Below are 13,899 nucleotides of genomic sequence, written 5' to 3'. Positions count from 1 at the left end.
TTCATCAATAAAAAAGAACTTGTGAAAATCACAAGTTCTCCTCCATGCATATTAAGCACTCTGATTGCCTTCCATTTGCGTTTTATACATATCGTAATAACGCCCACGCTTTTTCATGAGTTCATCATGAGACCCTTTTTCTAAAATCGTCCCTCTATCGAGCACAATAATTTGATCTGCGCTTTTAATCGTTGAAAGGCGGTGAGCGATAATAAATGTCGTTCTTCCTTTTTTTACAACTTCTAGTGCTTGTTGAATCATCGCCTCTGTTTCTGTATCAATACTAGACGTTGCTTCATCTAAAATTAAGATAGCTGGATCAAAAGCAAGCGCCCTAGCAAATGAAATAAGCTGACGTTCTCCAGTGGAAAGCGTACTTCCCTTTTCTGTAATTTCTTCATTTATATTATTCGCAAATCTTTCAGCACCAACATCATGCAATGCTTTTATGATACGCTCTTTTGAAATTTTTTCATTTTCTAAGCTTACATTGGAAGCGACCGTCCCGCTAAAAAGAAACGGGTCTTGCAGTACGATTCCCATATGTTCACGGGTTGCTTGTTTCGGCATCTCTTTTACATCGTGACCATCAATCGTAAGCTTTCCTTTTTCAAACTCATAAAATTGAAAGAGTACATTCATGATAGAACTTTTTCCTGATCCAGTATGACCGACAAGTGCCACTGTCTCGCCTTGTTTCGCTTCAAAAGAAATATTTTTTAACACTTCATCTTTTCCATTATAAGAAAATGATACATTATCAAATTTTACATTTCCTTTTAAACGAGGCATACGTTCTTCTTCTACCGGTTCCCCTTTTTCCTCTAACAATTCAAAGACACGTTCTGATGCAACGCGCGCTTGCTCTAAGTTTGCAAGCTGGTTCACCATATTCGTAATTGGCGAGAATAATCGTGTTAAATAATCGACGAACGCATACAGTACCCCAAGTGAAATAATACCTGTAGCACTTAATGACGCAACGCCGAAATACCAAATTACTCCTGTGAAAGCGATATTTCTTAATACGGCTACTAAGTTATGCGAAGTTGCTGCATTTAAATTTAAAATTTTATTTTGATACTTAAAATAATCGCCATTTAATTCTTCAAATTCTTTTTTCGTTTCACGCTCTTGACGAAACGCTTGAATAATTGGCATCCCTTGAATGGATTCATTCACTGTTCCGTTAATATCAGATAAGCGAGAGCGCATTTTATGATTGTATACAGACGCATATTTTCTATAAAGAATCGCCCAAACAATTAAAATTGGGATAATTAATAAACATAATGAAGCGAGCTTCACATCTAATAAAAATAACGCAGCGAATATCCCAATAATATAGATGATACTAGAAACGAATGTTGCCAGCACCGTTACATATAAATCACGAATGGCCTCTGTATCATTCGTCACACGCGAAACAATTTTCCCCGCCGGTAAATGATCAAAGTACCGAATTGGCAACGTTTGAATATGAGAAAAAACATCTTCCCTCATAATTTGAATAATTTTGTTCGCTGCCTTCTGCAAGAAGAACTGCTTTCCGTATGCAAATAATGACACGACTACTAATAAAGCGAAATAGCCACCACCAAGTAATAATAGACGGTTTATTTCTGGTTTATAAAATGCAAACACTTCTTCTTTCGTTAATGCTTTCGCTTTATACACTTGCACCGCCTTACCATTTTGAACGGTAATCATATCCCCTTTTACAGTCCGTGACCCTTCCGCATTTACTTTATTCGGTACAAAATAATATTGAAAACCGACTTGCATTACGCGTACTTCTTTTCCTTTTTTCTCGCCTTGTTCAAAGCGATCACTTCGCTTATAAAAAGCCCCATTATACGAAACAGCATCTTCACTCTGTTCTGTTTCATACCAAGGTTTCTCTATCCCGACGATATGATCGTCAATCATCGTTTTAGCGACGAAAGGACCAGCAAGCTCTGCGATGACGAAAATAAATAACATTAACATCGCAGCAAAAATCGTCCCCTTCACTTTCATCGCGTATTGAAACAACCGTTTTGAAACGCTCATATTTTCACCCCACTATCCGCACTTTCACTTTCACCTTGTTGTCTTTCAAACTGCTCAGCATACCAGCCTCCCTTTTGGATAAGCTGATCATGCGTACCTTCTTCTATAACTGCGCCTTCATCCATAACGAGAATCCAATCCGCATGTTGCACTGCAGATAAACGATGCGTCGTAATAATCGTCGTCTTTCCGCTTCTTTCCGTTCTTATATTTTCAATGATCGCTGCTTCCGTACGAGCATCTACAGCTGATAAAGAATCATCCAAAATTAAAATTTCTGGATTTTGAATAACAGCTCGTGCAATCGAGATCCTTTGTTTTTGCCCTCCTGATAAAGAAACACCTTTCTCTCCAACGAGCGTTTCTAACCCTTCTGGTAAAAACTCTAAATCCTTTTTAAACGCAGCAATTTCAATTGCTTTCTCTAGTTCTTCTTCAGTCGCTTCCCTATTTCCGAATAAAATATTTTCTCGCGCTGTTTTTGAGAACAAAATATGCTCCTGCGGTACATAACCAATCCAGCCGAGTACATTTTCATTCGTCATTTTATCTAAAGTCACATCAGAAACTGCAATATCTCCATCTCCAAGCGGATATTGGCGAAGAAGCTGACGTACAAGCGTCGTTTTCCCGCTTCCTGTTTTTCCGACAACCCCTAGCGTTTCTCCTTGCTTTAATGTGAAAGAAACCTTTTTTAAATTTTCTTCAGTTGATGAAGGATATGAGAAAGACACATCATCAAACTGAATATAATCCGGCTCTTGCACAAGCTTTGGATGTTTCGGATTCTTTACATCTGGCTCATACGCTAACGTTTCATTCACACGGTCAAGCGAAGCATTTCCTCTTTGCATAACATTAATTAATTCCCCAATTGCAAACATCGGCCAAATCATCATCCCTAAATACACGTTAAAAGAAACGAGTTCACCAAGCGTCACCTTTGACTGGAACACAAGGTATGCACCGTACACTAAGCCGATTAAATAACTAAGACCGACAAGCATTTTCACAGTTGGTTGGAATAATGCATCAATCTTTGCTACCTTCATATTTTTTTCGTAGACGTCATCTCCTAAATGATGAAATCTTTCCTCGTCTGCATTCTCTTGTACGTATGCACGAATAACGCGCACACCAGCGATTGATTCAAGCACTTTATCGTTCATATCACCAAACGCATCTTGTGCAACTGTAAATCTTTCATGCAATTTCTTTCCATATATATTCATCGCATACGCCATAATTGGAAGCGGAATAAGCGCTGCAAATGTAAGCTCCCAACTAATTGTAAACCCCATCATAAAGACAATCGTAAGCATATATAAACTAGAATCCACAAGCGTTAATATACCAAAACCAGCTGTCATAGCGATTGCTTTCAAATCATTTGTCGCTCTCGCCATTAAATCACCAGTACGATTTTTTTGATAAAAAGTCGGCGTCATCTTAAGTAAATGCCCCATAAATTTAGAGCGCATCGTTTTCTCAAGTACGAATGCACCGCCAAACAATTGATGTTGCCATACGAAAGTAAGGCCATATCCAACGATCGTAACCCCTATTAAAATAAGAATAGACTGTATAATAGCTTCGTTCGATAACGTTCCTGTTTTTATGTTATCTATCGTAACCCCTAACACTTTCGGGGGAATCACTTCAACTATATTCACAATTAAAAGAGCTCCAATGGCAATACTATATCTCTTCCAGTGCTCCCTAAAAAACCATTTTAGCTTTAGTAATACTGATAACAATGTAACCTCTCCCTTCTCGTTCTCGTTTACCTCTCATTTCTTTATCCACTATCCAGACCTATCACATTTACATTTCGTAACCCATACAATCTCATCACATTTTTCCACCTTCCAAAGTTTTTTATCGGAACTAAACAAGGGAAAATAAACAAAAAAAAGCATACCGCCGCTTGACGATATGCACAGGAATGCATAAAAAGCGTACGTTACGATATACGCAACGTACGCTTCTTATAAGACAAAGATGCCCTATATATCCGTACGGGTTGCGTAATGATATGAATGTTTTCTGCCATTTAACAGAGCTAAGCCCATTACATTTACGATTACAATCATTACGCACACCCCTTTCATTTATTTTCCATTTATAATCTTACAACTTTATTGAGTATTCTGTCAATTATTTTTTCACACTTTAAATAAAAATATATGATACACCATTTTGAAATAAGGGAATGTTCTGTAAGAAAGGGCATACAAAATAAAAAAAGAATAAGAAATCGTTTTCACAAACATTTCATTTGAAAAATGTTATCAAACCCCCTACAATCACCTTATACTCACTCTTACAAGTTGCTATTTTAGGAGGACTAATCATGACAACTAGCAATACGTACAAATTTTATTTAAACGGAGAATGGAGAGAAAGCTCTTCAGGAGAAACAATCGAAATTCCATCTCCATACTTACACGAAGTAATTGGACAAGTACAAGCAATTACTCGCGGAGAAGTAGATGAAGCAATTGCATCTGCAAAAGAAGCTCAAAAATCATGGGCTGAAGCTTCCCTACAAGATCGCGCAAAATACTTATATAAATGGGCTGATGAGCTCGTAAATATGCAGGATGAAATTGCCGATATCATTATGAAAGAAGTCGGTAAAGGATATAAAGATGCGAAGAAAGAAGTTGTTCGTACAGCTGACTTCATTCGTTACACGATCGAAGAAGCTTTACATATGCACGGAGAAAGCATGATGGGCGATAGCTTCCCGGGCGGTACAAAATCTAAGCTTGCGATTATCCAACGCGCACCACTTGGTGTTGTATTAGCAATCGCACCATTTAACTACCCAGTAAACTTATCTGCTGCAAAACTTGCACCAGCATTAATTATGGGTAACGCTGTTATTTTCAAACCAGCAACTCAAGGTGCAATTAGTGGTATTAAAATGGTTGAAGCACTTCATAAAGCTGGCCTTCCAAAAGGTCTTGTAAACGTAGCTACAGGACGCGGTTCTGTAATTGGTGACTACTTAGTAGAGCACGAAGGCATCAATATGGTATCGTTCACAGGTGGTACAAACACAGGTAAACATTTAGCGAAAAAGGCTTCAATGATTCCACTTGTATTAGAACTTGGTGGTAAAGATCCTGGTATCGTTCGTGAAGATGCTGACTTACAAGATGCTGCAAACCATATCGTAAGCGGTGCATTCTCTTACTCTGGTCAACGTTGTACAGCTATTAAACGTGTACTTGTACACGAAAACGTAGCGGACGAGCTTGTTAGCTTATTAAAAGCGCAAGTAGCTGAACTATCAGTTGGATCTCCAGAACAAGACAGCACAATCGTTCCATTAATCGACGACAAGTCTGCTGACTTCGTTCAAGGTTTAGTTGACGACGCTGTAGAAAAAGGTGCTACAATCGTTATCGGTAACAAACGTGAGCGTAACTTAATTTACCCAACATTAATCGATCACGTAACAGAAGAGATGAAAGTTGCTTGGGAAGAGCCATTCGGCCCAATCCTTCCAATCATCCGTGTTTCTTCAGATGAACAAGCAATTGAAATTGCTAACAAATCAGAGTTCGGTCTGCAAGCAAGTGTCTTCACTAAAGACATTAACAAAGCATTTGCAATTGCTAACAAAATCGAAACTGGTTCTGTTCAAATTAACGGACGCACAGAGCGCGGCCCTGACCACTTCCCATTCATCGGTGTAAAAGGTTCAGGTATGGGCGCACAAGGTATTCGTAAGAGCCTTGAGTCTATGACACGTGAAAAAGTAACTGTATTAAACTTAGTTTAATCTTATAAAAAGAAGCTGATCTATAAATAGATCAGCTTCTTTTCTATATAAACACTTCCAAAAATGGAGTATTTCATTCTACTTCCGATTTGATTTTCCAAATCGAACTAAAACATGCCATAATAATTTTAATTCCTGAAGCACTTCTTCATAAGTTCCACGATCACTCCAAGATAATGGATTGCACTTCAAATCCACTACAGCAGAGCCAATTATATTTGCATCGATACAATGATTCCGTGCAATGCGTCTTGCTAAAGATGGCATTTTTGAACCTCTAAAATCCATCGGAACTTCGTCTACCGCAAGTACAAAACCGATGTGCCAATACAAGTCAATCGCATACTTCAGGCAAATTTCTTCTAAAACTCTTCCTACATCCGTACCCTTAAATGAAGGATCTGCAACAAGCACCTCTACGTCTTCTTTAAGAGAAATCTCTCCATGAATTTGCGCTTCGATATAATGATTAAGATTACGGGCTGGCTCTTTGCTTACTACATCTATAAACGGCCTTCTCAGGTTAGCCAGTAAATGATTAATTAATATTGTTGGAGTCAAATTTCCTTCACCAATTGCAAAATCTCTTACGAATGTCTCTTCCAAAAGAGCAGCTAAAATCATATCAAACTCCTCATAAGTCCCCTTTTCTTTCGGATCTTGATGCGAATCTAAATATGTATATGTAGAACGCGAAGAAACTTTTGGAGATAAGAGAAAATAACAGGAACCAAAACGCGGAGCTGGCCCATCTGGATGTAACATTAAATTTAGCGCTCCGTATTTTGGACGTTGATCATTCGTTACGCCTTCTAATTGATATGCCCCTCCAAATATTCTCTTTTCCCAAAGGTCACGTTCACCACCAGGATAAGCAGATACGCTTCCATTAGATAGCAATGTTTCAAACTGACTTTTATATACTCCTTGCTCAAATAGTGCTTCAGCAACACTTTTCTTACTCGAATCTAGTCTGTCTGGATGAAAGTGTAAAGCAATCCTTGCGTGAGATTTTAAATTAGCGACAGCCTCTTCAAATATTTCATCTGTAATATTTGACATTTTAAGTATATGATTAATCGTTGCTTTAGCCTCACGTTTTTCGTTCTCTGCATATTTTGAAATATACTCCAAAGCAAATAATTGAGATCTTGATAATTCCATAATCAAACCTCTCCTTTAATTAAAATGACCTTAATGATTTCAATTAAAAGCTTATTCTTTCCTTCTTATGAAACGAACCTAATTTATTTAAAAACGTAATTTACTAAATCTTAATTATGCATACACGCATTTTTCATAGGCAAATGTACACATTCTACAGAAATTTGATACCCTAGCCATCGCTCAGCAATATGTTCAAATGATAAAACAGATCCCGTTGTAAAAAAACGATGCTTCGGATTCAGATTGTCAGACAAAATTCCTTTGTGCTGTAAAATGGTACTTAACTCTATCGCTGTTTCTTCTGCAGAACTAATAATCGTTACATCTTCTCCTAGTTCCTTTTTTATATAGGACTCTAAAAGTGGATAATGCGTACATCCAAGAATTAACGTATCTATATCTTCTTTCGTTAATGGAAGTAAAGCTTGTTTCACTTGCTGCGTGACATATGCTGTATCTTCTAATTGATTTTCTACAACTGTGGCTAAAGTCGGGCAAGCATAGCTATGCACTTCCAAATATGTATCCAGCTCGTGTAATGCTTTTTCATACATATTAGATTTTATCGTACCTACAGTTCCAATTACCCCGATTTCCCCTTTCTTTGTTACTTTAATTGCCGCTCTTGCTCCTGGATGTATAACGCCAATAACTGGAATGGAAAGTGCTTCTTGCAGCTCAGTCAATGCAGCAGCTGCAGCAGTATTACATGCTACGACTAGCGCTTTTAATGGAAACTGTTTGAGGAACTCAACCATTTCAAATACGAAAGATTGCACCTCCTCTACACTTCTTGGTCCATACGGGCAACGCTTATTATCACCAATATAATAAATGCTTTCTTTAGGCAATTGTCTTATAATTTCGCTCGCAACTGTTAATCCCCCAACTCCCGAATCTAGCACACCTATTACTGAATGTTTATGACATACAGACATTTACTTCATCCCCTTTTCAATCATCTAGCGCTAATAATATGTATTATATTACGAAAATTCAAATATCACATAACAACCCCTCTTACTTTTAATCACAAACTCTTCTCTATAATCTGATTATTACTATATCCATTGACGTATAAAAATTCATTTGTTACTCTTAAAGACGTTAATTTAATATTTAAATCCTCATTCGTATCTCGGTGAGGTAGAGGTTGCAATCATTAAGAGTATCATTTCAGGAGATGTAGTGGCATTGATGAAGGAATGAGAAAGGAATGGTTGCCGAAGTAAGTCGTGTCCACCATGCACGCTTGCTGGGTCTGCATTTAATAAGTGCAGAACTGTCACAAACGTTTCGTTTGTGGAGAGCTATCGAGAGGTATGTCGTGGGTTTCTTATAAGATAGAAAGCATGTAGCGGCAAATTACATGCTTTTTTTGTTTTGTTTGGGACTTCTCTTCCTAACTCAGGAAGACATACATATCTCCTCGCTTGACTTGGTTATACTAACTTTGGAGGTATTTTCTATGCAACAAAAAAAATGGGGCTTTTGGGTACTAACAGCTTTCGTTGTCGGTAACATGGTTGGCGCTGGTATTTTCATGGTGCCAAGTACGTTGGCACAAACAGCAAGCCCACTCGGTGTCACTTTAGCTTGGTTAACTACAGGGTTTGGTGTTTTAATGCTAGCTCTTGTTTTCGGTAATTTAGCAATTCGTCGTCCTGATTTAACGACAGGGCCACAAAGTCATGCATATGCTTTATTCTCGACACCAAAAAAGAAAAAAATGGCTGGTTTCAGTATGGTATGGGGATATTGGGTTGCAAACTGGGCAAGTAACGTTGCCATCATTACATCATTTGCGGGATATTTATCACTCTTCTTCCCAATTATGAAAGATACGCGACTACTATTTTCAATCGGTTCGTTTAACGTAGAAGTCGGAAAACTAATTACATTTACGATTTGTTCCATCTTACTTTGGGGAACTCATATTATATTAACAAACGGTGTAAGCGGAGCTGGAAAACTAAACTTCTTAGCAACAACAACGAAAGTAACTGGATTCCTTTTATTCATCGTCGTTACGTTATTTGCATTCGAAGCTTCTAAATTTGGACAATGGTACACACCGATGATTGATAAATCAGGGGCATCACACGGTCTTCTTTCACAAGTGAATTTAGCTGCTCTTACAACACTTTGGGCGTTTATCGGAATTGAATCAGCCGTTCTTTTATCAAACCGTGCTGTTTCTCCAAAAACGGTAAAACGCGCAACAGTTGCGGGATTACTTATTACAGTTGCCATCTACTTAGGAATTACAATTTTAACAATGGGTGTACTTCACGTTGATAAATTACAAGCTTCTGAACGTCCATTAGCAGATGCACTAAACGCTGCAATGGGTCATGGCGGCGGGAAACTGATGGCATTACTTGCTCTTACTTCCCTGTTCGGTTCTATCTTAGGCTGGATTTTATTAAGCTCAGAAGTACCTTATCAAGCAGCAAAAGAAGGTTTCTTCCCTTCCTTCTTCACGAAAACAAATAAAAAAGGAAGTCCAATTTACTCATTACGATTAACAAACATTATGTCGCAAGTATTCCTATTCTCAACATTATCAGGAACCATTGCGGAAGCTTATACATTCGTTATTACCGTATCGACACTGGCTTACCTCATTCCATATCTCGTTTCACCAATCTTCCAGTTAAAACTAGTCGCAACTGGTGAAACATATAAAAATGAAATGCGGGCAAGAATTACAGATGGCATAGTCGCAGTTATCGCACTTTGCTACGCACTATGGGTTATTAAAACGGGCGCATCCGATATAAAAACGTTCCTTCTCGGAATTGGTTTATTCGTAATCGGATTTGCTTTCTATCCATTAATGAATCGTGATCAGAAAAAAAATAACGAAAAGAAAAACGGGCAAGTTGCATAACGCAATTTGCTCGTTTTTTCTTTTGTAAAACATATATAATAGAACAAAGAGGTGAAAAACATGTCAATCGAATCGCTATGGAGCAGTCGCTTCCAACAACATATTCAAAATATCATTACATACTTTGCACGTATGATTAACGGTTTACTATATAGCTTTATCTTTATTTCATGCGTTGGTGCATATTATTATGCTCAGTTTCTAAAAGCATCTCCTTCTAAAGGAATATCTTTAATAATTATAACGATTGTACTTACATTCATTATAACGAGATGCCCTATCCGTACATTTATTCAAAAACCTGATGCTGTCTATTTACTAGCACTAGAAGAGAGACTAACATCTTATTTTAAAAAATCTCTTCTATACAATTACATCATGCAGCTTTTCCCATTATTATTTACGTTCCTTATTCTCGTTCCACTTGCTATGCAATCATTGCAATTAACTGTACCTTTTTTATGTACAATCTTTATCGTGTTAATGATTACGAAAGCCTGGAACATGTACATACATTGGATGTGGCGTGATAGTCACGAAAAAAACATATGGCTAATCATTCGTATTACTTGTAACGCCCTAATCATTTACATGCTGTTTTATTCCGCAAATGTTCTCATATTGGGCGGACTACTCTTACTACTTGCTTTCCTACTTCTATATACGAAAAAACAGCCTACAAAACGAATACCGTGGGATTACATAATCGAGCAAGAAGAAAAAATGAACGTTCGTTTTTATCAATTTGCTAGCATTTTCACAGATGTTCCGCAACTGAATAAACAAGTAAATAAAAGAAAATGGCTTACAAATTGGATTGAACCTTTATTACATAAAAAACGAGCAACTTTCTTCTATTTACATACATTAGCATTTTTACGTGGAAATGATTATTTCGGTATATATATTCGCTTAGGATTGATCGGTGCTTTCGCCTTATATTTCATACCAAATATATACGTAAAAGGCGCTATCACTTACATCGTTCTATATATGATCTCTATGCAGCTCCGTTCACTATGGAAATATTTTTCGGGAAATATTATTGTGGCATTATATCCAATCCATACTGAAGAAAGGATGAAGCAATTTCTTCACTTAATCTTTATATTGCTAAGTATTCAACTCATTGTATTTTCGAGTGTTATACTCATTGCTACAGGTCAATTTTTACATATCCTTATCATTATGATTGTCGGGTTACTCTGGATCAAATTTATTATTGTACCAAAAACGAAGCAAAGAATTTCCGCATTTTAACGAAAAGAATTATCTTAAAAGCCAAGGAGAAAATAAACTTTCTCCTTGGCCTTTTTATTTTTCTTCCTCAAACAAGAATCACCAGCACAACCAATGTATTATGATTTTTACATACAAAAATCATAATACATGTTTACGTCCTAATAAAAAGGGTATCTATTAAATTAACAAAGTAAAGGAGGGGCCTATATTGTGAATAAAAAAATGGAGCAATTGAAGCACCATGTTACGGATAATCAACGCAAACATGCTTTAACAACAAACCAAGGAGTAAAAATAGCCGAGGATGAATTTTCTTTAAAGATGGGCTTAAGAGGCCCAACCTTAATGGAGGATTTTCACTTTCGCGAGAAAATGACCCACTTTGATCATGAACGAATTCCTGAAAGGATTGTTCATGCACGCGGAGTTGGCGCTCATGGTTATTTTCAGCTTTATGAATCGTTAGAAGCATATACGAAAGCAGATTTTCTTACTAATCCTTCAAAGAAAACACCTGTATTTGTACGGTTCTCAACCGTTCAAGGTTCTAAAGGATCCAACGACACAGTAAGAGATGTACGCGGATTCGCCACAAAATTTTATACAGATGAAGGAAACTATGATTTAGTGGGTAATAATATGCCCGTATTCTTTATCCAAGATGCTATTAAATTTCCTGATTTTGTCCATGCAGTTAAACCAGAACCACATAATGATATTCCTCAAGGAGCTAGCGCTCATGATACCTTTTGGGACTTTGTTGCGCATAATCCTGAGTCCACTCATATGGTCATGTGGCAAATGAGCGACCGAGCTATTCCGCGTAGTTTACGAATGATGGAAGGTTTTGGAGTTCACACATTTCGACTCATTAACACAGCAGGAAAAGCCCATTTCGTAAAGTTTCACTGGAAACCTACCCTTGGGGTTCATTCATTAGTATGGGATGAAGCTCAAAGGATTGCTGGGAAAAATCCTGATTTTCATCGTCAAGATTTATACGAAGCAATTGAAAAAGGGGATTATCCTGAATGGGAGCTTGGATTACAGTTAATTCCAGAAGAAGATGAACATAAATTTGATTTTGATATTTTAGATCCAACGAAATTATGGCCAGAAGAAGAAGTTCCCGTAAAATTAGTTGGTAAAATGACATTGAACAAAAATGTTGATAACTTCTTTGCTGAAACAGAGCAGGTAGCTTTTCACCCTGGTCATGTCGTACCAGGTATTGATTTTTCAAATGACCCTCTTCTGCAAGGAAGATTATTCTCCTATACAGATACACAATTATCTCGTTTAGGGGGCCCTAATTTCCATCAAATCCCTATCAATCAACCCGTATGTCCTTTTCATAATAATCAACGTGATGGTATGCATCAAATGCAGATTCATCGCGGTCAAACAAGCTATCATCCTAACGGATTAAATAACAATCAACCTGCAACCGTCCAAGCCGAACAAGGAGGATATGAACATTATCAAGAAAAGATTGATGGGCATAAAATTAGAGGTCGTAGTAAAAGCTTTCTTAACTTTTATTCTCAGGCTAAACTTTTCTACAATAGTATGAGCCCTATTGAAAAGCAGCACATAAAAGAAGCTTTTTGCTTTGAAGTTGGGAAGTGTAAATCAGACATGGTGAAGGCAAATGTAATTGCTCTCCTAAACCACGTCGATCGTCAATTAGCACAAGAAGTCGCTAACATTGTTGGAGCTCCTTTACCTAAAGAAAATCACGAAGTAAATTCAGATGCAAAATCACCTGCACTAAGTATGTCCAATACTATTTTTAAATCTGATTCTAAAAATGTCGCAATTCTATTAAATGGTGACCCAAGCGTCTCCCTTCTGTCCGAATGGATTCAAGCTTTTGCACAGCACCGAATGAACTATAGCATCATAGATAATAAAATTTATCATTTCAATGATTCCATTAAAGTAACTGATACTTATACAACAACAGACTCTTCGCTTTTTGATGCAGTATTAGTGTTTAGTAGTGAGTCTGTCATTCACCCCCCTGTTTTAGAATTTACAGAAACTACTTTTAAACATTTTAAACCGATAGCTCATATCCTTAGTAATCCTCATGCTTTGGACAATAGTAAGATTAAACTGGATGGAGCAGGAGTTTATAACCTAACAAACACTTCAATTGAATCATTTATAGAAGGTATTGCCCAAGGAAGATTCTGGAACCGATAATATAATATAAGGAGCGGATTAGAATGAGTAAAAAAATTGCTATTTTAATAACGGATTATTTTGAGGACACAGAATACACAGAGCCAGTAGCAGCTTTTAATCAAAAGGAATATGAATTAACAACTATTGAAATGGAAAAAGGGAAAACGGTACACGGTAAACAAGGAAAAAGTGAAGTCGTAATTGATAAAAGTATTGACGATGTTTCTCCAGAAAACTTTGATGCCCTCTTCATACCAGGCGGGTTCTCCCCAGATATACTTCGTGCAGATGAACGTTTTGTTCGCTTTAGTAAAGCATTTATGGATGCGGACAAACCCGTTTTCGCTATTTGTCACGGACCTCAGCTACTCATCACTGCACAAACACTTGAAGGACGTGATGTAACTGGATATAAATCTATTGAAGTCGATTTAAAAAATGCCGGCGGGAACTTTCATGACAAAGAGGTTGTCGTATGTCAAAATCAGCTAGTAACAAGTAGACAGCCAGAGGACATCCCAGCGTTTATTGAAGAATCGTTGCGTATATTAGGATAACTAAC

Annotated in this window: 9 protein-coding genes and 1 riboswitch; of the genes, 5 read left to right on the top strand and 4 right to left on the bottom strand. The window is 37.2% G+C overall.

Annotated features, from left to right (window positions below):
- Window positions 1-51: 51 nt before the first annotated feature.
- The gene (locus ACUL40_RS24175) at window positions 52-2,052 is read right to left on the bottom strand and encodes an ABC transporter ATP-binding protein (RefSeq protein WP_445422748.1); all 2,001 of its coding nucleotides are present in this window, start codon (window positions 2,050-2,052) and stop codon (window positions 52-54) included.
- Entirely contained in the window at window positions 2,049-3,809 is a 1,761-nt protein-coding gene (locus ACUL40_RS24170) for an ABC transporter ATP-binding protein (protein ID WP_000953783.1), read from the bottom strand. Before ACUL40_RS24170 ends, ACUL40_RS24175 begins: the two co-directional genes overlap by 4 nt.
- A 596-nt stretch (window positions 3,810-4,405) precedes the next feature.
- On the opposite strand from ACUL40_RS24170, the gene gapN reads away from it, so the two are divergent.
- Window positions 4,406-5,845: an NADP-dependent glyceraldehyde-3-phosphate dehydrogenase gene (gene gapN / locus ACUL40_RS24165; protein ID WP_000213634.1), complete on the top strand. Its 1,440-nt coding sequence runs from the start codon at window positions 4,406-4,408 to the stop codon at window positions 5,843-5,845.
- Between the two features lie 78 nt (window positions 5,846-5,923).
- On the opposite strand, the gene ACUL40_RS24160 is transcribed toward gapN, so the two are convergent.
- Window positions 5,924-7,009 carry a DUF3626 domain-containing protein gene (locus tag ACUL40_RS24160; RefSeq protein WP_445422749.1) on the bottom strand — a complete coding sequence of 362 codons (1,086 nt, stop codon included), beginning with the start codon at window positions 7,007-7,009 and terminating at the stop codon, window positions 5,924-5,926.
- Window positions 7,010-7,119: 110 nt separating this feature from the next.
- Entirely contained in the window at window positions 7,120-7,950 is an 831-nt protein-coding gene (racE, locus tag ACUL40_RS24155) for a glutamate racemase (RefSeq protein ID WP_000109674.1), read from the bottom strand.
- Window positions 7,951-8,151: 201 nt separating this feature from the next.
- Window positions 8,152-8,333, top strand: a riboswitch (Lysine riboswitch).
- Between the two features lie 147 nt (window positions 8,334-8,480).
- On the opposite strand from racE, the gene ACUL40_RS24150 reads away from it, so the two are divergent.
- From ACUL40_RS24150 to ACUL40_RS24135, 4 genes are all read left to right on the top strand, one after another.
- Window positions 8,481-9,905, top strand: a complete 1,425-nt coding sequence (locus tag ACUL40_RS24150; RefSeq protein ID WP_001186301.1) for an amino acid permease — start codon at window positions 8,481-8,483, stop codon at window positions 9,903-9,905.
- 60 nt (window positions 9,906-9,965) lie between these two features.
- Entirely contained in the window at window positions 9,966-11,165 is a 1,200-nt protein-coding gene (locus ACUL40_RS24145; RefSeq protein ID WP_445422750.1) for an ABC transporter permease, read from the top strand.
- Between the two features lie 192 nt (window positions 11,166-11,357).
- Window positions 11,358-13,355: a catalase gene (locus ACUL40_RS24140; RefSeq protein WP_001035773.1), complete on the top strand. Its 1,998-nt coding sequence runs from the start codon at window positions 11,358-11,360 to the stop codon at window positions 13,353-13,355.
- Between the two features lie 23 nt (window positions 13,356-13,378).
- On the top strand, window positions 13,379-13,894 hold the full coding sequence (locus ACUL40_RS24135) for a type 1 glutamine amidotransferase domain-containing protein (RefSeq protein WP_043936798.1): 516 nt from the start codon (window positions 13,379-13,381) through the stop codon (window positions 13,892-13,894).
- Window positions 13,895-13,899: the final 5 nt, after the last annotated feature.

This window comes from Bacillus sp. KNSH39, from assembly GCF_052656585.1.
Note: the sequence above shows the minus strand (reverse complement) of the source record. Positions and strands in the feature narration are given on the sequence as shown.